This is a genomic window from Bradyrhizobium acaciae, from assembly GCF_020889785.1.
GTDB lineage: Bacteria > Pseudomonadota > Alphaproteobacteria > Rhizobiales > Xanthobacteraceae > Bradyrhizobium > Bradyrhizobium acaciae.
Genome location: NZ_JACMYK010000038.1, coordinates 24134 through 45380, shown reverse-complemented (window position 1 = coordinate 45380; position 21247 = coordinate 24134). Strand labels below are relative to the sequence as shown.

Genomic DNA, 21247 nt, shown 5'->3' with positions numbered 1-21247 from the left:
GGCCTGCCATCGGCCGAAAGGCTCAGGAATCAGCCGCGGAAATCCTCGTGCAGCAGGCCGAACAGCAAATGGTCCTGCCAGATCCCGTTGATGCAGAGATAGCGCCGCGCCAGGCCCTCGCGGGTGAAGCCGCACTTCTCCAGCACCCGGATCGACGACGCGTTGGACGGAATGCAGGCGGCCTCGATGCGGTGCAGATTGAGCTCGCCGAACAGCGAGGGCAGCAGCACCCGCAGCGCTGTCGTCATGTAGCCGCGATGGGCGTGCGGCAGACCGACCCAATAGCCGATCGTGCCGGCCTGCACGATGCCGCGGCGGACATTGGCGAGCGTGATCCCGCCGATCATCACCCCGTCCGATTCGCGGAAAATGATGAACGGATAGGACCGGTCGGCGGCGATATCCTCGGTGTAGCGGCGCAACCGGCGGCGGAAGCCGGCGCGGGTCAGGTCGTCGGAGGGCCAGATCGGCTCCCATGGCGTGAGATAGGCGCGGCTGAATTCGCGCAACTGGGCCCATTGCGGGAAATCCGACATTTGCGGCGCCCGCAGCAACAGCCCGTGACCACGCGGCATCAGTGCAGCCGGTCCACTAGACGGCAAACGAAACAGGGCCATGGCCCAACACTCCCCCGCTCACTTTCCCCCTCGCCCCGCCCTTGCGGGGAGAGGGTCGGGGTGAGGGGCTGCTTCCACGAGCGAGCCGATTGTCGGGGACCTGTACCCCCTCACCCGGATTGCTTCGCAATCCGACCTCTCCCCGCAGGCGGGGAGAGGTAACTTCTAATGCAGCAGCGTCTTTGCCTTCGAGTTCGTCAATCCTTCCGCAAAAGACACCGCCGTGTCCAGACCCCTTCCGCTGCCGAGGGCAACGACGGCGGGCCGGCTGCGCGACAGCAGGGCGCGGGCGGCGTTGCGGCTCGATTCGACGCTGACCGCGTCGATCCGTGCCACCAGCTCTTCCACGGTCTGCGGCCGGCCATAGGCTAGCACATGACGCGCCAACTGTTCGGCCCGGGATGAACAGCTTTCGAGCGCCATCAGCAGCCCGGCCTTCATCTGCGCCTTGGCGCGGGCGACCTCGGCCTCGGTCAGGGTTTCGACCGCATCATTGATGACGTCGACGATGACTTCCATCATTTCCGGCGCGTCGGCGGGATCGGTCCCGGTGTAGAGCCCGAAGAAGCCGGTGTCGGTGTAGGGCGCATGGAAGGTGTAGATCGAGTAGCACAGCCCGCGCTTCTCACGCACCTCCTGGAACAGCCGCGACGACATCCCGCCGCCGAGCGTGTTGGTGAACACCTGCAACGAGAACAGCGACAGGTCGTTCTGCGGCACGCCTTCGAGCGCCAGCGTCAGATGCGCCTGCTCGAGATCGCGATGCACCACCTTCGAGCCGCCCTTGCCGAACATCGCAGCCTGCGGCTTCGGCGCCGGCGTGGCGTCGAAGCTGGAAAATTTCTGTGCGACGTCCTCGACGACGCGCTTGTGATCGACCGCGCCGGCGGCGGCGACCACCATGTCGGGGGCGCGGTAATGCGTCGAGAGATAGCCGCGCAGCATGTCGCGGTTGAATGCCTTCAGCGTCTTGGCGGTGCCGAGCAGCGAGCGGCCCATCGGCTGGTCCGGATAGCAGAGCTCGTTGAGATGCTCGAACACGACGTCGTCGGGCGTATCCTGCGCCGCGCCGATCTCCTGCACGATGACGCTCTTCTCGCGCTCGAGCTCATCCGGCACGAAGGACGGATTGGCGAGGATGTCGGACAGCACGTCGAGCGCCAGCGGCACGTCGGCCTTCATCACCCGCGCATAATAGGCCGTGGTCTCGGTCGAGGTGCCGGCATTGAGATCGCCGCCAACCGCCTCGATCTCCTCGACGATCTCGCGCGAGGAGCGCCGCGCGGTGCCCTTGAACGCCATGTGTTCCAGCAGATGCGAGATGCCGTGCTCGTTCGGCTTCTCGTCGCGCCCGCCGACCCCGGCCCAGACCCCAAGCGCCGCGGTCTCCAGATGCGGCATGGTGTCGGTGACGACGGTCAGGCCGCTCGGCAGCTTGGTGATTTCAACGCTCATTCAGGCAACTCCCTGCTTGGCAGCACGGCTGACCGACAGCACGAAGCGCTCGACCTCGGCAGAATCATTCTTCATGACCGTCATGTGCTCGGACTTGGTCATCAACCCGCCGAGCCAGGCCGGCAGCTGCGGACGCACCCCGCAGGCGGCCTCGACCGCGTCGGGGAATTTGGCCGCATGTGCGGTCGACAGCACGATGTTCGGGATCTTGGAATCCGAGGTATCGCGGTCGGCGACCGCGAGCGCCACCGCGGTATGGGGATCGACCAGATCGCCGGCCTCGCGCCAGGCGGCGCGGATCGCAGCCGCGGTTTCGGTCTCATCGGCGCGGCCGGCGTCAAAATCGCGGCGCACGGCGGCCAGCGTCGCATCCGGGAGCACGAAGCGCCCGGACTGCTTCAGCGAGGCCATCAGGCGACGGACCTGGTCGGCGTCGCGGCCAGACGCCTCGAACAGCAGCCGCTCGAAATTCGAGGACACCTGAATGTCCATCGACGGCGACGCCGTGGCGTGCACCTCGCGCACCTCGTAATTGCCGGTCTTCAGCGTGCGCGGCAGGATGTCGTTGACGTTGGCGGCGATGCGCAGCCAGCGGATCGGCAGCCCCATGCGCTTCGCCACATAGCCCGCGAAGATGTCGCCGAAGTTTCCGGTCGGCACCGTGAAGTCGACCGTCCGCTGCGGAGAACCGAGCGCGACCGCCGACGTGAAGTAATAGACCACCTGCGCCACGATGCGCGCCCAGTTGATCGAGTTGACGCCCGACAGCGCCACCCGGTCGCGAAAGCGATGGTTGTTGAACATCTCCTTCACCAGCGCCTGGCAATCGTCGAACGTGCCCTCGATCGCCAGCGCGTGGACGTTGGCAGCGCCGGTCGTCGTCATCATGCGGCGCTGCACCTCGGAGATGCGGCCGTTCGGGAACAGCACCACGAGGTCGACATTGTCGAGATTGGCAAACGCCTCGACCGCGGCGCCGCCGGTATCGCCGGAGGTCGCGACCACGATGGTGGTCCGCTGCGCGCGCTTGGCCAGCACGTGATCCATCAGCCGCGAGATCAGCTGCATCGCGACGTCCTTGAACGCCAAGGTCGGACCGTGGAACAGCTCGAGCAGGAACTGGTTCGGCCCGGCCTGGTCGAGCGGCACCACCGCGGGATGCCGGAACGTGGCATACGCCTCGTTCGCCATGCGGCCGAGCTCGGCGTCGGAAATCTCGCCGGCGGCGAAGGGGCGGATGATCTCGACCGCGACCTCCCAATAGGGACGGCCGAAGAAGCCGGCGATGGTCTCTTGCGAAAGCTGCGGCCAGGTCTCGGGCACATAGAGCCCGCCGTCACGGGCAAGCCCGGTCAGCATCACATCGCAGAAGCCAAGCACCGGGGCCTCACCCCTGGTCGAAATATACCGCGTCAAACCGCCCTCCAAAGGCTTCGATCCGAGCCTTAAGCCTTTGATATCATGGAATTATCGAGTTCGCCGCATGCGACCCGAACGGGTTCACCATAGAAGATCGGACCGGCAATGGGTAGCCCGTAGCACGCGCCGCGAGGTCACGCGGGGTGGTGCTGCCAGCGAATGGCCATCACCGTCGCCACGTACACCGCCGTCGTCCTGGCGAAAGCCAGGACCCATAACCACCGGATTCGGTGATGAACGGGATACTGGCCCCAGCGTCGCGCAATAATGGAGATTCCGGGTAGTGGGTCCTGGCTTTCGCCAGGACGACAATGAGGATGGGGACACAGCTTCGCGTTCTCGCGACATGTTTCGCCCGAGCTTTTGGATTTCGTTCCGCCCTCTCTTGCAGAGGGCGCAGGGAAAGCCGGGTGCCGATCGCACCCATGGGCCCCGAGCAAAAGGGTAGAAAGCTCGGGGGTAGGACCACAGGTGTAACCGGAGCAATCCGGCTTTCCCTGCGCGATGGCTTACGGCTTATACGTGCTCTCCCCGGCGAGACTGGGCTTTGTTGTCACCGTCTTCGCAACGCGCATTGCGCAATCGGAAAAGACACCTACCACTAGGGCGTCAGGCCTGCACGATTTCGCCGTCCGCATCATGCGCATTCGTCGACTGCGCAATCAGCGTCCACCGCATCTCGACCCGCGTTCGTGACGATCGCGAAACGCCCCTTGATCGGGCGAGACGGGGAATTCATACACCGGGCTGCACTTCGGATAAAGCGAAATATTTTTGCTGCGGGGCCTTGCGCCGTCGGGCAACTCAGTGGCACGCGCGCGCGTGAGGGAGGCTTCGGAGGCGGGGCTCCCTCCCCCCTTGCGGGGGAGGGTTGGGGAGAGGGGTGCCACACGGCGTGCTCTCTCCGTATTCGTCTCGTCAACCAACAACGAACTTGCGAAGGCAATGCGCTCATCGATCATCGCGCCCGGGGCCACCCCTCTCCCCGCCCTCTCCCGCAAGGGGAGAGGGAGCCTGGGAGATGTGCTCACCTCACGTAACGCGAGACCTTGATCCCTACCCCTTCGGCGGCGCCAGCGGCTGTACAATCTCCTGGAACGGAGGCAGCGCCTCGCAGCGCGCGGCGTGGGCTTGCAGCGCCGGATAGCGCGCATCGAACAGATGCGGATGTGCCTCGCCGGTGAAGCGCAACGCGCAGGCCACCGCGATGTCGGCATGACCGATGCGATCGCCCAACCAGTAAGGCGTCTGCACCGCTGCGCGCTCCTGCTCCAGCACCGCGAGCACACGGGAGATCTGCCCCTCGCAGCGCTCGACCCACAGCTTCAACTGCTCCTTGCGCAGCACGCGCTCATAGACAAGGCTCACCGCCTTGTCGGCAAGCCCGGTCGCCAGTGCCATGATGCGCAGATGCCGACGCCGCTCGACGCCGGAGCGCGCCAGCATCGCCCGCTCCGGCCCGACCAGCTCGTCGAGATAATCCAGGATCGCCCCGCTCTCGATCAGCGCCTCGCCGTCGTCAAGCACCAGTGTCGGCACCCGCTGCACCGGATTGTAGGCCGCAACCTTCTCCGCATCGCCGAAGGTCGACCACGGCTTGTGCTCAAACGGCAATCCATAGAGCCGCAGCGCGATCGCGGTGCGGCGGACAAAGGGCGAGTCGTACTGGCCGATCAAAAACATCTGTCATCTCGAAGGTCGTGCCGCGGCAGCCACTACCGGCGAGAGCAAGGCTTTCGGGGTTGCGGCCACGCCGGGGTCAAAGGTTGCGCTTTGCATCATCGTAGATGGACCGCGCGGCTTTGCAACACGCTGAGACATTCCGATGAAGCATCGCGAGCAATTAAGCCACATATTCAGTGTCGTCCTTGCGGAAGCAGGGACCCATAACCACCGGCTTCCGTTGCGGCAGAGGCTGGCGCCCCAGCGCTGCAAGCCAACTCACTTCGGTGGTTATGGGTCCCGGGTCGCGCTTACGCTTGCCCGGGACGACAACGTAGTCTGTGGCCGCAGCTACCCAATCACCGGCACATGCCTCGCCGCATCGCGCGGCAGTTTGCCATTGAGCCTCGGATCATCCGCCACCTCGATCTGGCGCAGGAACGGGCGGAAGCCGGAGCGCTGGTAGAATGCGACGGCGGAGGGATGATCGAAGGTGCAGGTGTGCACCCAGAAGCGGCCGATGTCGCGCGACCAGGCGATCTCCTGCGCGCGGTTCATCAGGAAGCGCGCCGCGCCGGTGCCGATGAATTTTGCGGTGACGCCGAAATAGAGCAGCTGGCATTCGCCGGGCACGCCGAAATCGAGCTCGAGCAGGCCTTCGTCATTGCCGTCGACAACGAGCCCGTAAAGCTCGACGCCGGGGCCGTGGATCCGTGACGCAAGATCAGCGTCTTCGAGCCCGGTGCGAGTGAACCACAGCCACTCTTCGCCGACGCGGCGGTAGAGATCGCGATACCAATCGAGCGCGGGTGGATCGACCTTCCGCAGGCGCCACGCGCCCGGCGGATCGTCGCGCCGCGGCGGACGTGCAGTCATTTCCAGATGTGTGACGACGGCGGCGATCTTGCCTCGCGGGATGTCGGAATAACCATCGGGCAGCAGCATCGCGCGACCTTTGTTTCTGGGTTGTCGGCCGGAGATATTCGGATGTCGCGGCAGATGCAATGCAACGCCGGGCAACAATGTTACCGATTTGTCAGTGGGTGCTTTGGCGAATCAACGGCTCCATGTGGAGAGACCGCCGGAGCAACGACCGTGTCGCGCCATCACACGCTGCCGCCGATCATCTATGCGCCGCCGCCACCGAAGCCGAAGCCCACGCGGCGCCGGCGCGGCGTGGGTTACGCCTATGGTGCGAGTGCGGCTGATGAGGCCGCCGACATCGAGGACGGCGCGCCGGTACGTAGCGCTCCGGTCATTCCGGAGCACGCGCGACCGGTCGAGACCGTCGAGCGGCGGACGCCGTCACCGCACGGCAAGCTCAGCGACGACACGCTGCGTGCGATGTTGGAGCTGCAGGAGAAGCAGAACGGGGTAGGGCCAAGGCGCTTCCATACATTCAGTGTCGTCCCTGCGAAAGCAGGGACCCATAACCACAGGGTCCTGTCATCGCGACAGCTGTGGCCCCAGCGCTGCAAGCCAACTAGCTGCGGTGGTTATGGGTCCCGGGTCGCGCTTCGCTTGCCCGGGACGACAGTGGTGTTGTGGCTCCTCACCGCGGCGTTAGCGTGATTGCCTCCGCAGTCGCGGCTTCCACGGCGCCGCGGCTGTAGAGCAACGGCACATACTGGCCCGTCGCCCACAACGGCGCGAGGTCGCGGTAATGGCCGCTGAAGGGATCGCCGGATTGGCCTGGTGTGTTGATGGTGCGGCTCGCGTCCCAATTGCCGACATCGAGCACCATGCGGAACGAGGCACCGGAGAGCAGATGATAGTCGGAGCGGCGATAGGTGGCGGCGCGCGGTACGTTGGCGGCGCCGCCGTAGGCGAGCGGGCCGACCGTCATCTGCATGGCTGTCGCCTTGTCGGCGAGCGGCATCAGCGCGTGATCGAACTTCGCGACATGCAACCGGCCCCAGCGCCACATGGACGCATCGCCCCCGAGCTTGTCGGTGACGTCGGCGACGGCCGCACCGAGGCTGTCGCGCAACACGCGGTCGCGCGCGCCTGCGGGATCGCTGCCGAGCGACGCGTCGGGCTTTTCGAGATAGCCGACGATGGCGGAAATGCTGGAGGCCTCCGGCGCGATCAGCTCGGCCGCCTTCGGCGCGGTGGTCTTGAGCAAGACCGGACCGAGATGGTTTGCAATCCAGACCTCGTAGACGGCGGCTGCCGCGCTGTCCTCCGTATCGCGCGCGTCCCACACCTTCAGGAGATCAAGGCCCTTCCTGACGTTGGCATCGCCTGACGTGAGCGGCTTCAGCAGCGCGACGAGACGGCGCGCGATCATGCCGGTGTCGTCGTTCTGCAACGCCATCGCGTCCGCCAGCGTCACCTTGCTGTTGGCTTGCAGCACCTCGACGATGCGCTGCCAGCGCGCGCTGTCGGACCATTCGAAGCCGACCCGGCGCTCATTGACCGGATAATCCGCCGGCAGGTTCATCTGGTTGGCGGTGGCGATGAAGCCCTGCTTCGGCTGATACAGCTTCGGCAACTCGTCGAGCGACAGAAAACCCTGCCACTCGTAGCGGCCGTCGCCGGGCACCGGCATCAGCCCGTCGAAGCTGGTGCGGCGCGGCGTCTTGCCGGCGGCGACCCAGCCGATATTGCCCGATGTGTCGGCATAGACCTGGTTCTCCGATGGCGCGCCCCAGCGCCGCATCGCGCCGAGGAACCCGGCCCACGACTTCGCGGTCATGTAGTCGGAGGAGCCGAAATAGGCCGAGGTGCCGGGCTCGAACCAGATCGAGCGCACGGCAAACGCATGCTTCTTGTCGGCGTCGACAAGGATCACCGGGCCGTGGCGGGTGAACTTCAGCTCGAGGTCGCGCTCGGCTTCGCCCTTCACCGCTTCCTTTTCGTGCACGATGCGCATGTCCTCCCAGCCCGTGCCGTAGCGGTACTGGTTCGGATTGTCCGGGTTGAGCTCGTAGACGTAGAGGTCTTCCTGGTCGACGTTGAAGATGGTGAGACCGAACGCGATGGTGTCGTTATGGCCGATCGAGATGCCCGGCAGCGCCGGCTCGCCGGCGCCGATCACGGACATGCCGGGCGCGTTGAGGCCGACGATGTAGCGCAGCGACGGCACCGAATGCTCGCGATGCGGATCGTTGGCGAGGATCGGACGTCCAGTCGCGGTGCGCGATGCCGCGATCACCCAGTTGTTGGAGCCGATGGTGTCGCGCTGCTGATCGGCCTCGGCGAGGAATGTGTCGGGATCGTGCGCCAGCGCCGCCCTCTGGTCTTTTGGCGCGGCGAACTTGACCGGGCGCGTGGCGAGGTCGTAGGCCGCGAGCACGCCCTTCGGCACGCTGCACGGATCGAGGCCTTCAGGAATCTTCGTGGTCCATTCCGGCTCCAGCTTGACGCGGAAGCGATCGGCATCGAGGCCTGCGGCGCAGGCGACCAGCGACCGCTTCACCTCGGAGGCGACATTGCGCGTCAGGCCGTGGCTGCGGACGCGCACCACGTCATCCGCCGACCACAGGTCCGGCTTTGTGCCGGCGATCCTGAACTCGATCGGCAGCGGCCGCTTGCCCGCGTTGACGTCGGCGACATAGGCATTGACGCCGGCGACGAACGCCTCGGCATAGGTTTTCGCCTTCGGACCATAGGCGGCCCATTCCGCATTCATGTCGCCGCGATAGAGGAACAGCCGCAGCGCCTTGTCCTGCTCGGCATAAGCGGGGCCGAAGTCCTTTGCCAGGAGGCCAAGGCCACGCTTGCGCCAGAGATCGATCTGCCAGAGCCGGTCGCGCGCGGCGTTGAAGCCTTGCAGGAAGAACAGATCCTGCTCGTTGCCGGCATAGATGTGCGGGATGCCCCAGACGTCGACCAGGATCTGGCCCGGCGCCTTCAGCCCGGCGACGTCGGTCTTGACCTCACGCGCTGCGACGAGCGGGCTCGGCTTCTCGCGCGCGGCGGCGGGCGCGGCCAGCGTTGCTGCACAGAGTGCTGCGGTGAGCAGCCTGGTGACGCGGTTGAGATCCGTGTTCATTGTTGTTCTCCGATGGTTGTTATTTTTGGTTGCGAGACTTGAGCCGGAATTTTTCTCCCGGCGCTACTCTCCTTCGTCGCTCGCCAGCACGCCCTTCACGGCGCGGGCCCAGCCGGCGAGCTTGCGGTCGCGCGTTGCTTCGCTCATTGCCGGCCGGAAGCGGTGCTCGAGCCGCCAATTGTCGGCGAACTTGGCGGGCTCCGGATAGACCCCGGCCTCGAGACCGGCGAGATAGGCCGCGCCGAGCGCGGTCGTCTCCTGGATCATCGGGCGATCGACCGGCGCGTTGAGCAGATCGGCGAGCCGCTGCATGGTCCAGTCGGATGCGGTCATGCCGCCGTCGACGCGCAGCACGGTGTTGGCGGCGTTCGCCTCCGGCCAGTCGGTGCGCATCGCGGCCCACAGATCGAAGGTCTGGTAGCAGACGCTCTCCAGCGTCGCATGCGCGAGCTCGGCTGGGCCGGTGTTGCGGGTCAGCCCGAACAGCGCGCCGCGCACGCGCGGATTCCAGTACGGCGCGCCCATGCCGACGAAGGCCGGCACCAGATAGACGCTCTGCATGCTGTCGGATTTGTCGGCAAGCGGCCCGGTCTCGGCGGCATGCTTGATGATGCCGAGCCCGTCGCGCAGCCACTGCACCGCGCTGCCGGCAACGAAGATCGAGCCCTCGAGCGCGTAGGTTCGCTCGCCGCCGAGCTGATAGGCGATGGTGGTGAGCAGCTTGTTCTTCGAGGCCACTGGCGTGGTGCCGGTGTTGAGCAGCGCGAAGCAGCCGGTGCCGTAGGTCGACTTCATCATGCCGGGCTCGAAGCAGGCCTGGCCGATGGTCGCGGCCTGCTGGTCGCCGGCGATGCCTGATATCGCGATCGGGCCGCCGAAAAGATCAGCCGTGCTCTCGCCGAACCGGGCGGAGGAATCCCTCACCTCGGGGAGCATCGAGCGCGGCACGCGCAGGAGGTTGATGAGGTCGTCGTCCCACGCACCGGTGTGGATGTTGAACAGCAGCGTGCGTGAGGCGTTGGTGGCGTCGGTGGCGTGCATTCGGCCGCCGGTGAGCCGCCACAACAAATAGCAGTCGACGGTGCCGAACAACAGCTCGCCGCGCTCGGCGCGTTCGCGCGCGCCCGGCACGTGATCGAGTATCCAGGCAACTTTCGTCCCGGAGAAATAGGGATCGATGATCAGGCCGGTTTTCGCCGAGATCGCCGGCTCATGGCCTTCTGCCTTGAGCCTGGCGCAGATATCGGCGGTGCGGCGGTCCTGCCAGACGATGGCGCGGTGCACGGCCTGGCCGGTGGCGCGGTCCCACACCACGGTGGTCTCGCGCTGGTTGGTGATGCCGATCGCGGCGATGTCCTTGGCCTTCAGCCCGGCCTTCTCCAACGCCTCGCGGCACACCATCACGGTCGAGGTCCAGATGTCCTCCGGCTCGTGCTCGACCCAGCCGGAGGCCGGGAAATGCTGCGGAAACTCCTGCTGCGCGACCGCGGCGATGGAGATGTCGCTGCGAAACACCATGGCGCGTGACGATGTGGTGCCCTGATCGATGGCCAGCACGAAAGACATGAGCGTTTCCCTTGAGACTTGGTAGAGGCGCCAAGGGAGCGGATTACCGCGGTGAGGTCAAGATTGCTGGTGGGTGTGCCGGGATGATCCACGACGGTAGCAGACCCGTCATCCTCAGGTGCGAGCCTTGCGGCGCAATTGCGCCGCTGGGCGAGCCTCGAAGGATGCACGGCCCCAGTCGGGCCGTCGCCCCTTCGAGACGGCCGCTACGCGGCCTCCTCAGGGTGACGGATTGAGAGAAGACCGTCCGATCACATCGGCCGGTAGGTCCTGACGTCGGCGGGGACGTTGACGCCGATCTTGATCGCGCCGACCGAGCGGATGATGTCGTCGCCGAGCAGCTGGGCGAAGCAGGCATAGCCCCAGTCGTTCATGTGCAGGCCGTCGGCGATGACGAAATCGTCGATCGGGATCGCCTGCTTCTCGTGCCAGTCGCGCATCACCTCGAAGCGCGGGAAGATGCCGACATGGCGCAACGCGGCGATGCGGCCGAGCAGCTTGACCATGCCGCGCGCGCTTTCGGGGCGCTCGGTGACGCGCGGCGAATATTGCGGATCGACCAGCACGACGTCCGCACCGTCAGCCTGGATGCGCGCGACGCCGTCCTCGACCTGCTTGGCGGTCTCGGTGGGATCGAGGTTGCGCAGCACCGCGTTGGTGCCGACCTGCCAGATCACCATGTCGGGATGCACGTCGATCACTTCGGTCTGCAACCGCCGCATCATCTCCGGCGCGTCTTCACCGCCCTTGCCGCGGTTGAGCACGGTGATGTCGGCGGAGGGATATTGCCGGCGCAACTGTCCGGCGAGCCGGTTGGGATAGGTGAATTCCGGCGCCGACGAACCATAGCCCTGGGTCGAGGACGAGCCGAACGCGATGATGATAACCGGCTTGCCGGCCGCGAGCTTGGCCGCGACATGCGGCAGCGAGCCGGTGGTGTTCGGCACGCCGGTCGGCTGATGACAGGGCACGCGGTGGAAGATGTCGCTCGCGGATTTCGCGACCTGCTTCACCTTGTCGAGCGCCCTGGTGGCAACGCCCGGTTGCTGATCGGACGTGTCGGCGGCGATCACCGCAGGCTTGGCCGCATCAGGCCTGACTGCTTCAGTCTTTGCACCCGATGACAGCGCGGCATGCTGGTCGGCCTGGCCGGTCTGCGCGCACAACGGCACAACCGAGAGCGGCGCGAGCAACGCCAGCGCCGCCACGGCGCACAGGCCTCGCGCTACCGAGGAGCGAAAAGGGAAGACAAAACGCATCAACTCTGCTTCCTCTAATTCTGCTGCACCGGGCCCAGATGGGCCGCATCGATCACGAATTTCGCAAGGGCCCGGCCGAGACAGGCGTGAACCTTCTTGGCCAGATCGACACCATGCGAGGTGCTGAACAGATCAAAATATCCGGCGTCGCTCCACTGCTTCATGATCGCGAACCGGTCGAACAGCGGAACGTCGTGCTGCTGCGCCACCACCTTCATATTGTCGAGATATGGCGGTGCAGAGATCATCGTCTCCGTACGCGGGCTGTATTGCAGATTGACCAGCACCACGTCAGTCCCGGCGCCCCGCAACGCAACAACGCCGTCGTTGATGGCGGTACGGAAATCGTCGGGATCGACCGCTCGCATAGCATCGACCGTCCCGGTCTGCCAGATAACCAAAGTAGGCTTTTTTGCTTCGACAAGCTTAACGAGGGTTCCCGCGGTCTCCTCCGCGGTGCCTTTTCCCTGTAATTCTACGGATAGATCGATGGTCGCCGCCGGAAATGCCTCCTTCAGTGCCGTTTGCATCATGGCCGGATAGGCACTCGCCTCGTTGCCGAGGATGGTCGAGGAGCGGCTGCCCACCACCAGCACGTTGAGCGGCTGATTGGCCTTCACCGCATCGGTGACCTTCGGCAGCGAGCTTTCGCTCGCCAGCAGATAGGCGGGCACGTCGCAGGGCGGCGCCGGCGGTGCAGGATCAGGAGTGTCGCCGGCGCGCACGGGCGCGGCCGCCAAACAGGCGGCCAGCAGCATCAGGCCCAGCATCGTCCGCGCGGACTTCATGCTCCCCCTCCCGCCATATCGGCGTTGCCGGCGGCACCTTTTTTCGAGGCGCCTTTGTCGGCGGAGTGCTTGTACCACGAAATAATCCACGCCATCCCGCACATGATCAGGATGCCGCAGACGCTGATCAAGGCGTGCAGTGCGGCACCGCCGGAGACTTCGGCAAGCACGAAGTGACCGGCAAAGGCGAGGAATACCCCGAGACAGAATATCTCAAGCGAATGCTGGCCACACAGGATCAATGGTCGCAGCCAGGGCGATTTCAAGCCCGGCCAATCCCGGGGCAGGAAGCGCACGGTGAGGGCTGCGAGCGCGAGGAAATGCGCGAACCGCAACACGTCAAGGTCGGTCTTGTTGATCGGATACATCCATTGCTCGATGAGCTTCGGCATGATGTGGCCGAGCTGCGGCACGTACCAGGTCAGCGTCACGAAGAACGCGGCGACCAGATAGACGATGCAGATCCACATCGTGATGTTCGACGACAGGATGCGCGACATCCGCCGCGCGCCGCCGAGCGCGCACCAGGCGCCGAACACAAACAGCAATTGCCAGGCGAACGGATTGAACGCCCAGAAGCCGTTCGGATAGGCCGACAGATAAAGGTCGAACTGCCAGGTCAGCGCATAGAGCACGACCGACAGGCCAAGCGTCACGTCGGGCTTCCATTTCATCAGCCACAGGATCAGCGGCAGGAACAGCATCAGGACGATATAGAGCGGCAGCACGTCCATGTTGACGGGCCGGAAGCGCAGCAGCAGCGCCTGGACGATGGTGACGTCGGGCTGCTTGAGGAAGTCCATGATCCCCATTTCCTCGCTGTAGAGCGGGTTCTCGAACGAGGTCGCGACGTAGGAGATCTCGGCGAGGAAGATCGTGAACAGGAAGACATGCGCAACATAGATCTGCCATACCCGGCGCAGGATGCGCGCAGTCGCGATCACGAAGCCGCCCTCCAGCATCGCGCGGCCATAGACGAAGGCCGCGGTGTAGCCGGAGATGAAGATGAATATCTCGGTGGCGTCGGAGAAGCCGTAATTGCGGATCGTGAGCCAGGTCAGGAGATTGGTCGGCAGATGATCGATGAAGATCAGCCACAGCGCGAGCCCGCGGAACAGGTCGAGCCTGAGCTCGCGCTCACCGGTCGCCGGCAGCGTGATCGCGGGCGCGGCAGCCTTCGCCCTGGCCTCGCTCCTGGTGTCGCTCTTGGCCTCGGCCTTGGCGTCAGCCACCGGCGCACCGGCTATGGGATCGGCAATCGAGCTCATCAAACACCGTGTCGGCCGCGGACGCCCCGCATGCCCAGCTGAAAAGATACTATTCGCGTACGACTTGCCGACAAAGCGCAGAGTGCGGCGACATGCGGCCGCGCTTTAGAGCGGAACTATGTTGAAACCGCGATGAACGGACGGCTCCAAATCCGGCTTTCCGAGTCCCGCTTTCCAAATCCGGCTGCCCAAGCCCGGCGGTCCAAGCCCGGCGGTCCAAGCCCGGCTGCCCAAGTCCGGCTTTTCACGGCCCGGCAGGCGATTGGTTCCGGCTGACCAATTGGCTATGATGGCGCCCTGTTTGTGCGTGATCCGGTCAGAACAGATCACGTGCCGAGATTATCGGATTGAGCCGTATGTACCGCGCCGTTACCCGCCAGATCGAAGTCACCGTCGAGCCGAACTTCATGCCGGATCGCTCGTCGGTCGACCGGCGCGAATATTTCTGGTCCTACAAGATCGTAATCGTCAATTCGGGCCCGGAAACGGTGCAGCTGCGCACGCGGCACTGGATCATCACCGACGCCACCGGCCGCCGCCAGGAGGTGCGCGGCGAAGGCGTGGTCGGCGAGCAGCCGGTGCTCGCGCCCGGCGAACGCTTCGAATACACGAGCGGCGTGCCGCTGCCGACCGCATCCGGCTTCATGACCGGCAGCTACCAGATGGTGACCGAAGCTGGCGAGCGTTTTGAGATCGACGTGCCGACCTTCTCGCTCGACAGCCCGAGCCCGGATGGCAAGCGGGTGTTGAATTAGCCCCCGTTATCATGCCCCGCCACCGGGTCTCGCCTTCGGCGAGCCCGATGACAATCTCCGGCGGGGCATGACAGTACGCCGCGGCCTATCCGTATCCAGAAACAGACGCGTTGTGTGTGTGTGACGACGAACGCGCCTACTCGACGCCGGCTTCCTGCGGCGTGAACTCGTAGACCGACGAGCAGAACTCGCAGGTCACGACGACCTTGCCGTCCTTGACCATCTCGGCACGATCGTTCGGCGCAAAACTCTTCAGCATCGAGGACACCGCATCGCGCGAGCAGGAGCACTGCGCGCGCAGCGATTGCGGGTTGAAGACGCGCACGCCGCGCTCATGGAACAGGCGATACAGCAGCCGCTCGCCGGACAGATCCGGATCGATCAGCTCGACATCCTCGACGGTCGAGATCAGCGACTGGCCCTCGACCCAGGCGTCGTCATCCGGCACGCTGTGCGTCGCCGTGCCCTCCGGCGCATCGCCGGGATGCAGATCGGCCTGCTTGGCGCGCTCCGGGGCCTTGGGCAGGAATTGCAGCAGGATGCCGCCGGCGCGCCAGTGCAGCTTGCCGCCTTCGCCGCCGCGCATCTCCTCGCCGACCGCAAGCCGCACCCGCGTCGGAATCTGCTCCGAGCGCAGGAAATATTCGTGGGCTGCCTCTTCGAGGCCGCCGCCGTCGAGCGCGACCAGCCCCTGGTAGCGGCTGGTGTTCGAGCCCTGATCAATGGTCATCGCAAGATGGCCCTTGCCGAGCAGCTCGCCCGAGGTCTGTCCCGGCTTGAGCAGCGCCGCGTCGTAGCGCGCATACGCACGGAGCCGGTCGGGCGCCTGGAAATCGACGATCAGCAGCGAGACCGGGCCTTCGGTCCGGGTCTGCAGGATGAAGCGGCCCTCGAACTTGACGGACGAGCCGAGCAGCGTGGTCAGCACGATGGCCTCACCGAGCAGCTTGCCAACCGCCGGCGGATAATCGTGCTTGTGCAGGATCTCGTCGAGCGCGGGGCCGAGCCGCGTCAGCCGGCCACGCAAGTCCAGCGCGCCGACCTCGAAGGCCAGCACGGCATCGTCAACAGGAACCGCTGACGGCGCGCGAGTGGGCGTCTCGGTCGTGATTTTGATGTCGGGGGATTGTGAAACCATGGCGCTCTATCTGGGGTCTCGGACCGTGAAATAAAGGGGTTCACTAAGGCGGATATCTCTGTCGTCCCTGCGAAAGCAGGGACCCATAACCACCGATGTGAGTTGCTGCGCCAAGCTGGGGCCCCAGCTTTCGCAAATCTACAACGGTGGTTATCGGTCCCGGGTCGCGCTTCGCTTGCCCGGGACGACGACGTTTACTGATCTACGACTAGGCGACCGTGTCGAAGCACCAGGCCAGAATGCCCTTCTGCGCATGCAGGCGGTTTTCCGCCTCGTCGAACACCACGGATTGCGGCCCGTCGATCACCTCGTCGGTGACCTCCTCGCCGCGATGAGCGGGCAGGCAGTGCATGAACAGGGCGTCAGGCTTGGCGAGCGACATCAGCTTGGCATTGACCTGATAGGGCCGCAGCACGTTGTGACGGTGCTCACCCTCCTTGTCGCCCATCGACACCCAGGTGTCGGTGACGACGCAGTCGGCGCCGCGCACGGCGGCTTCCGGATCGGTGCCGAGTTGGATCGGCGCGCCGGTCGCCTTGATCCAGTCGCGCATCGGCTTCTTCGGCGAAAGCTCCGGCGGGGTCGCGACATTGAGCTGGAACTTGAACCGTTCGGCCGCGTGCGCCCAGGAGGCCAGCACGTTGTTGTCGTCGCCGGTCCAGGCCACCGTCTTGCCCTCGATCGAGCCGCGATTTTCCTCGTAGGTCATGAGATCGGCCATCACCTGGCAGGGATGCGAGCGCCGGGTCAGGCCGTTGATGACGGGAACGGTGGCATGAGCCGCGAGCTCGAGCAGCGCGTCATGGTTGAGGATGCGGATCATGATCGCATCGACATAGCGCGACAGCACGCGCGCTGTGTCGGCGATGGTCTCACCGCGGCCGAGCTGCATCTCTGCGCCGGTCAGCATGATGGATTCACCGCCGAGCTGGCGCATGCCGACGTCGAACGACACCCTTGTGCGGGTCGACGGGCGCTCGAAGATCATCGCCAGCGTCTTGCCTTCGAGCGGCTTCCTGCCCTTCTCATGCGCCTTCAGCTTCGCCTTCATGGCGGCTCCGGCGGAGAGCATGTTGCGTAGCTCGGCGAGCGGCAGCTCGTCGATGTCGAGGAAGTGACGGACCGGCTTGCTCATCACCCCGCCGCCTTCTTCGGCTGTCCCGCTGAAAGCGTTGCGCAAGCGCGCTCGAGCGAGGTGATCGACTGGTCGATCTCGGCCTCGGTCACGATCAGGGGCGCCAGGAACCGCACCACATTGTCGCCGGCGCCGACGGTGAGCAGCTTCTCGTTGCGCAGCGCGGCGATCAGGTCGCCCGACGGCACCACGGCCTTGACGCCGATCAACAGGCCCTCGCCGCGCACCTCCGACAGCACGCCGGGATAGCGGTCGATCACGGAAGCAAGCTTCTGCTTGAGCAGCAGCGACATCTTCTGCACATGGTCGAAGAAGCCGGGCTTCAGCATGACGTCGAGCACGGCATTGGCGGCTGCGACCGCGAGCGGATTGCCGCCGAAGGTCGAGCCGTGCGAACCCGGCGCCATGCCGGCCGCCGCCTGCGCGGTCGCCAGCACCGCGCCAATCGGGAAACCGCCGCCGAGCGCTTTCGCCAGCGACATCACGTCCGGCGTGACGCCGGTGCGCTTGTAGGCGAACAGTTCGCCGGTGCGGCCCATGCCGGTCTGCACCTCGTCGAACGCCAGCAACAGGCCATGCTCGTCGCAGAGCGCGCGCAACGCCTTGAAGAACGCCTGCGGCGCCGAGCGCACGCCGCCCTCGCCCTGCACGGGCTCGATCAGGATGCCGGCGGTGTGCGGGCCGATCGCCTTCTTCACCGCCTCGATGTCGCCATGCGGCACCTGGTCGAAGCCGTCCATCGGCGGGCCGAAGCCCTCGAGATATTTCGCCGAGCCGGTCGCAGCCAGCGTGCCCAGCGTGCGGCCGTGGAAGGCGCCATCGAAGGTGATGATGCGGTAGCGCTCGCCATGGCCCTTGGAGAAGTGATAGTGGCGGACCAGCTTGATCACGCCCTCCATCGCTTCCGCGCCGGAATTGCAGAAGAACACGAAGTCCGCAAAGCTCTGCTCGCAGAGCCGCGCGGCGAGCACCTCGCCGTCCGGGCTCTTGAACAGGTTCGACATGTGCCAGAGCTTGGTCGCCTGTTCCTGCAGCGCCTTGACCAGATGCGGATGCGCATGCCCGAGCGCGTTCACCGCGACACCAGAGGTGAAATCGAGATAGCGGTCGCCGTTGGTTGCGATCAGCCAGGCGCCCTCACCGCGCTCAAAGCCGAGATCGACCCTGGCGAAGACGGGGAGCAGATGCGACGAGGCGCTGTTGGTCATGGCGTTCACTGACGGTTTTGAACCGACGATTGCCGCGCGCCTTGACGCCAGCGCAGCAACGGCCAGCTTCGGAAAACAAAACGTGCCGCCTTTGCGGGCGGCACGTGAGGGGCATTCTATGCGGCGGCTGGTCGGTGTCAATCGCCGGGAGCCCGCCTTTGCCGGCCTTCCTGCAATGCGAAACCAGCGCAATCCGGAGCATTCCGGTGCGGTGGAAAAGCCTCATTGCAATGCTTAACTTTGTGGGAACATGTGGACGCACGGCCGCGGACTCTTGCGCCAGAGTCACGCCATATTGTAGCGTTTGGCCTGTCGGGTACGACATCTCGTGCGGCAGTACTGGACCCTCTAAGTAGCCTTCGTGTCTCACGTAAACGTTCGGGCGCAACACCGCGCCCGGCGAGGGCTAAGGGATTCTGGCCGCAGGGATATTTGTCCAGATTGGCTCGCAGCGCCGCTCCAATGCCTGGCCGGCGCTCCGCGAAAGGAAGAATGTGATGACTGTATTGACCTGGTCCGACGATCGCGTCGAGCAGCTGAAGAAGCTCTGGGAGTCTGGCCTTTCGGCCAGCCAGATCGCAGCGGAACTTGGCAATGTGACGCGAAACGCCGTGATCGGCAAAGTGCACCGGCTCGGCCTCTCCGGCCGCGCCAAGGCCCCCTCGACAGCCGCCCCGCGGCAGCGCAAGGCCCGTCCCGCCCAGCACATGATGCGGGTGGCGCGCCCGGTCTCGCGCGGCAACACCGCGCTCGCGCACGCCTTCGAGGTCGAGATGGAGGCCGATCCGATCTCCTACGACAACGTGGTGCCGATGAGCCAGCGGCTCTCGCTGCTCGAGCTCAACGAGGCCACCTGCCACTGGCCGGTCGGCGATCCATCGAGCCCGGAATTCTTCTTCTGCGGCGGCAAGGCACTCGGCGGCCTGCCCTATTGCGCGCATCACTCGCGCGTCGCCTACCAGCCCGCTGGCGACCGTCGCAGGCCGTCGGCGAAGCCACAGATCAAGTAAGCACTCGGGAAAACTAGCCTGGACTACAAAAACAAATCCCCGCGCAAGCGGGGATTTTTTTGTCGGCAAGTAACCATCCGACCGTAGCGCGACGTGAGGTGAGCACGCGTGTTGGGCTCCCTCCCCCCTTGCGGGGGAGGGTTGGGGAGAGGGGTGCCGCTTGCTCCGCTGACGGTTGCGAAGAATGCGAGCAGAGCGCAAGCGCCGTCGGTTCGGTTGAGAGGATGTCGCTACACGTTTTCCGTTACAGCCCGGGGCTTACCCCTCTCCCCACCCTCCCCCGCAAGGGGGGAGGGAGCCAGACAGTGTGCTCACCTCACGCGATAACGAACCAATTCACGTCACCGCTTGCGGCGTTGTGGCGTGTGCTCGCGACACGCGCCGTTACGGCTGCGGCTCGGCTTTCGCAAACCGGTCGTCGAGCGCATAGCCGGCGCCGCGCACGGTGCGGATCGGATCCTGCTCGCGGCCCGGATTGAGCAGCTTGCGCAGCCGGCCGATATGCACGTCGACGGTGCGTTCATCGATATAGATGTCGCGGCCCCAGACGCTGTCGAGCAGCTGCTCGCGGCTGAACACGCGGCCGGGATGCTCGAGGAAGAATTCGAGCAGGCGATACTCGGTCGGCCCGAGATCGATCGGACGGCCCGAGCGCGCCACGCGGCGCTTCTCGCGGTCGAGCTCGATGTCGCCATAGGTCAGCACGGTCGCAAGCCGTTCCGGGCTCGCGCGGCGCAACAGGCCCTTCACCCGCGCCAGCAGTTCCGGCACCGAGAACGGCTTGACGATGTAATCGTCGGCGCCGGTGGCAAGCCCACGCACGCGCTCGCTCTCTTCGCCGCGCGCGGTCAGCATGATGATCGGAAGCTGCTTGGTCTCGGGCCGCGCCCGCAGGCGGCGACACAGCTCGATGCCGGACAGGCCCGGCAGCATCCAGTCGAGTACCACGAGGTCGGGAACGCGCTCCTTCAGGCGGGTGTCGGCATCGTCGCCGCGCCCCACCGTCTCGACATCGTAGCCTTCCGCATCGAGGTTGTAGCGCAACAGCGTCGTCAGCGCTTCCTCGTCTTCGACTACCAGAATGCGTGCGCTCATCGGTCTAAGTTCTTTCTCTGTGGTGATCCGTTGCCCAGACGCAAACCGAAACGCTTACTTCCGTCGGCATAATCCCCGCGGAAACGATTTGTCGCGAAGACAATCCATTTCCGCACGCGCGGACCATGTCAGGTGCCCGGCACCGTGGTGGCAAAGTTGGTCATGTCGCCCTTCGGGCGCTTGTCGGTGATCTGCTGGCCTTCGATCATGTAGAACACGGTCTCGGCGATATTGGTGGCGTGATCGCCGATCCGCTCGATATTCTTGGCGCAGAACATCAGATGGATGCAGAACGAGATGTTGCGCGGATCCTCCATCATGTAGGTGAGCAGCTCGCGAAACAGCGAGGTGCAGATCGCATCGACTTCCTCGTCGCCCTTCCAGACGTTCATCGCCGCCGGCAGATCGTGCGCGGCATAGGCGTCGAGCACCGACTTGACCTGCGACAGCACGAGGTCGGTCATGTGCTCCAGGCCGCGGATCAGCTTCAGCGGCTGGAAATCGCTCTCCAGCGCCGCGACGCGCTTGCCCATGTTCTTGGCGAGGTCGCCGATCCGCTCGAGGTCGGTCGCGACGCGCATTGCGCTGACGATTTCACGCAGGTCGATCGCCATCGGCTGGCGGCGGGCGATCGTCAGCACCGCGCGCTCTTCGATGACGCGCTGCAGATTGTCGATCTCGATGTCGGCGGCGACCACGCGCTTGCCGAGCGCGACGTCGCGCCGGATCAGCGCGTCGACCGACTCGGTAATCATCCGCTCGACGAGGCCGCCCATCTCGGCGACCAGGCGGGTCAATTCCTGCAGGTCGCTGTCGAATGCCTTGGCGGTATGTTCAGAAGCCATCGCTTGTCTCCCCTCAATCATGATCCCGGG

Annotated in this window: 19 protein-coding genes; 4 read left to right on the top strand and 15 right to left on the bottom strand. The window is 65.3% G+C overall.

Annotated elements, in window-relative coordinates; genetic code table 11:
• Nucleotides 1-29: 29 nt before the first annotated feature.
• The 5 genes from H8A92_RS17335 to H8A92_RS17315 all read right to left on the bottom strand — a co-directional run bounded on the left by H8A92_RS17335 (nt 30) and on the right by H8A92_RS17315 (nt 6098).
• Nucleotides 30-617, bottom strand: coding sequence for a GNAT family N-acetyltransferase (locus H8A92_RS17335; RefSeq protein ID WP_029079870.1), 588 nt, complete (start codon nt 615-617; stop codon nt 30-32).
• 165 nt (nt 618-782) lie between these two features.
• Complete coding sequence (locus H8A92_RS17330) at nt 783-2072, bottom strand: M16 family metallopeptidase (protein ID WP_229196904.1); 1290 nt, start codon at nt 2070-2072, stop codon at nt 783-785.
• On the bottom strand, nt 2073-3488 hold the full coding sequence (gene thrC, locus H8A92_RS17325) for a threonine synthase (protein WP_229196903.1): 1416 nt from the start codon (nt 3486-3488) through the stop codon (nt 2073-2075).
• Nucleotides 3489-4547: 1059 nt separating this feature from the next.
• Complete coding sequence (locus tag H8A92_RS17320) at nt 4548-5174, bottom strand: glutathione S-transferase family protein (RefSeq protein ID WP_229196902.1); 627 nt, start codon at nt 5172-5174, stop codon at nt 4548-4550.
• Between the two features lie 330 nt (nt 5175-5504).
• Nucleotides 5505-6098, bottom strand: coding sequence for a GNAT family N-acetyltransferase (locus H8A92_RS17315; RefSeq protein ID WP_229196901.1), 594 nt, complete (start codon nt 6096-6098; stop codon nt 5505-5507).
• A gap of 150 nt (nt 6099-6248) precedes the next feature.
• Between H8A92_RS17315 and H8A92_RS17310 the strand changes: the two genes are divergently transcribed.
• On the top strand, nt 6249-6725 hold the full coding sequence (locus H8A92_RS17310) for a hypothetical protein (RefSeq protein WP_229196900.1): 477 nt from the start codon (nt 6249-6251) through the stop codon (nt 6723-6725).
• On the opposite strand, the gene H8A92_RS17305 is transcribed toward H8A92_RS17310, so the two are convergent.
• From H8A92_RS17305 to H8A92_RS17285, 5 genes are all read right to left on the bottom strand, one after another.
• Nucleotides 6706-9150, bottom strand: a complete 2445-nt coding sequence (locus H8A92_RS17305) for a penicillin acylase family protein (protein ID WP_229196899.1) — start codon at nt 9148-9150, stop codon at nt 6706-6708. The two genes, H8A92_RS17310 and H8A92_RS17305, sit on opposite strands and share 20 nt — an antisense overlap.
• A gap of 63 nt (nt 9151-9213) precedes the next feature.
• A complete protein-coding gene (gene glpK / locus H8A92_RS17300; RefSeq protein ID WP_229196898.1) occupies nt 9214-10716 on the bottom strand; it encodes a glycerol kinase GlpK in 1503 nt (500 codons plus the stop codon).
• 251 nt (nt 10717-10967) lie between these two features.
• Complete coding sequence (locus tag H8A92_RS17295) at nt 10968-11975, bottom strand: SGNH/GDSL hydrolase family protein (protein WP_229196897.1); 1008 nt, start codon at nt 11973-11975, stop codon at nt 10968-10970.
• A 14-nt stretch (nt 11976-11989) separates the two neighbouring features.
• Entirely contained in the window at nt 11990-12763 is a 774-nt protein-coding gene (locus H8A92_RS17290; RefSeq protein WP_229196896.1) for an SGNH/GDSL hydrolase family protein, read from the bottom strand.
• Nucleotides 12760-14031 carry an OpgC domain-containing protein gene (locus H8A92_RS17285; RefSeq protein ID WP_229196895.1) on the bottom strand — a complete coding sequence of 424 codons (1272 nt, stop codon included), beginning with the start codon at nt 14029-14031 and terminating at the stop codon, nt 12760-12762. Before H8A92_RS17285 ends, H8A92_RS17290 begins: the two co-directional genes overlap by 4 nt.
• A gap of 356 nt (nt 14032-14387) precedes the next feature.
• Here H8A92_RS17285 and apaG point away from each other — a divergent pair, with 356 nt between their 5' ends.
• A complete protein-coding gene (gene apaG / locus H8A92_RS17280; RefSeq protein WP_163153106.1) occupies nt 14388-14786 on the top strand; it encodes a Co2+/Mg2+ efflux protein ApaG in 399 nt (132 codons plus the stop codon).
• Between the two features lie 136 nt (nt 14787-14922).
• Here apaG and H8A92_RS17275 read toward each other — a convergent pair whose 3' ends face one another.
• The 3 genes from H8A92_RS17275 to H8A92_RS17265 all read right to left on the bottom strand — a co-directional run bounded on the left by H8A92_RS17275 (nt 14923) and on the right by H8A92_RS17265 (nt 18267).
• The gene (locus tag H8A92_RS17275) at nt 14923-15924 is read right to left on the bottom strand and encodes an Hsp33 family molecular chaperone (protein WP_229196894.1); all 1002 of its coding nucleotides are present in this window, start codon (nt 15922-15924) and stop codon (nt 14923-14925) included.
• Nucleotides 15925-16132: 208 nt separating this feature from the next.
• A complete protein-coding gene (gene argF / locus H8A92_RS17270; protein WP_229196893.1) occupies nt 16133-17059 on the bottom strand; it encodes an ornithine carbamoyltransferase in 927 nt (308 codons plus the stop codon).
• Entirely contained in the window at nt 17059-18267 is a 1209-nt protein-coding gene (locus H8A92_RS17265) for an aspartate aminotransferase family protein (protein WP_229196892.1), read from the bottom strand. The genes argF and H8A92_RS17265 overlap by 1 nt, the downstream gene beginning before the upstream one ends.
• Here H8A92_RS17265 and H8A92_RS17260 point away from each other — a divergent pair.
• Nucleotides 18266-18505, top strand: coding sequence for a hypothetical protein (locus H8A92_RS17260; RefSeq protein WP_229196891.1), 240 nt, complete (start codon nt 18266-18268; stop codon nt 18503-18505). The two genes, H8A92_RS17265 and H8A92_RS17260, sit on opposite strands and share 2 nt — an antisense overlap.
• 259 nt (nt 18506-18764) lie before the next feature.
• A complete protein-coding gene (locus tag H8A92_RS17255) occupies nt 18765-19277 on the top strand; it encodes a GcrA family cell cycle regulator (RefSeq protein ID WP_163153111.1) in 513 nt (170 codons plus the stop codon).
• Between the two features lie 384 nt (nt 19278-19661).
• Here the strand turns inward: H8A92_RS17255 and phoB are convergent, their stop codons facing one another.
• Nucleotides 19662-20372, bottom strand: a complete 711-nt coding sequence (gene phoB / locus H8A92_RS17250; protein WP_016844067.1) for a phosphate regulon transcriptional regulator PhoB — start codon at nt 20370-20372, stop codon at nt 19662-19664.
• A 128-nt stretch (nt 20373-20500) separates the two neighbouring features.
• Nucleotides 20501-21217 (bottom strand): phosphate signaling complex protein PhoU, encoded by a 717-nt coding sequence (gene phoU / locus H8A92_RS17245; RefSeq protein ID WP_050403109.1) that lies wholly within the window; start codon nt 21215-21217, stop codon nt 20501-20503.
• Nucleotides 21218-21247: the final 30 nt, after the last annotated feature.

Coding starts and splice junctions, on each gene's coding strand:
- H8A92_RS17265 (WP_229196892.1), bottom strand. CDS start 18,267: ATGACCAACAGCGCCTCGTCGCATCTGCTCCCCGTCTTCGCCAGGGTC.
- H8A92_RS17285 (WP_229196895.1), bottom strand. CDS start 14,031: ATGAGCTCGATTGCCGATCCCATAGCCGGTGCGCCGGTGGCTGACGCC.
- H8A92_RS17320 (WP_229196902.1), bottom strand. CDS start 5,174: ATGTTTTTGATCGGCCAGTACGACTCGCCCTTTGTCCGCCGCACCGCG.
- glpK (WP_229196898.1), bottom strand. CDS start 10,716: ATGTCTTTCGTGCTGGCCATCGATCAGGGCACCACATCGTCACGCGCC.
- H8A92_RS17255 (WP_163153111.1), top strand. CDS start 18,765: ATGACTGTATTGACCTGGTCCGACGATCGCGTCGAGCAGCTGAAGAAG.
- H8A92_RS17305 (WP_229196899.1), bottom strand. CDS start 9,150: ATGAACACGGATCTCAACCGCGTCACCAGGCTGCTCACCGCAGCACTC.
- phoB (WP_016844067.1), bottom strand. CDS start 20,372: ATGAGCGCACGCATTCTGGTAGTCGAAGACGAGGAAGCGCTGACGACG.
- H8A92_RS17290 (WP_229196896.1), bottom strand. CDS start 12,763: ATGAAGTCCGCGCGGACGATGCTGGGCCTGATGCTGCTGGCCGCCTGT.
- H8A92_RS17330 (WP_229196904.1), bottom strand. CDS start 2,072: ATGAGCGTTGAAATCACCAAGCTGCCGAGCGGCCTGACCGTCGTCACC.
- H8A92_RS17315 (WP_229196901.1), bottom strand. CDS start 6,098: ATGCTGCTGCCCGATGGTTATTCCGACATCCCGCGAGGCAAGATCGCC.
- H8A92_RS17335 (WP_029079870.1), bottom strand. CDS start 617: ATGGCCCTGTTTCGTTTGCCGTCTAGTGGACCGGCTGCACTGATGCCG.
- argF (WP_229196893.1), bottom strand. CDS start 17,059: ATGAGCAAGCCGGTCCGTCACTTCCTCGACATCGACGAGCTGCCGCTC.
- H8A92_RS17275 (WP_229196894.1), bottom strand. CDS start 15,924: ATGGTTTCACAATCCCCCGACATCAAAATCACGACCGAGACGCCCACT.
- H8A92_RS17260 (WP_229196891.1), top strand. CDS start 18,266: ATGGCGTTCACTGACGGTTTTGAACCGACGATTGCCGCGCGCCTTGAC.
- phoU (WP_050403109.1), bottom strand. CDS start 21,217: ATGGCTTCTGAACATACCGCCAAGGCATTCGACAGCGACCTGCAGGAA.
- H8A92_RS17295 (WP_229196897.1), bottom strand. CDS start 11,975: ATGCGTTTTGTCTTCCCTTTTCGCTCCTCGGTAGCGCGAGGCCTGTGC.
- apaG (WP_163153106.1), top strand. CDS start 14,388: ATGTACCGCGCCGTTACCCGCCAGATCGAAGTCACCGTCGAGCCGAAC.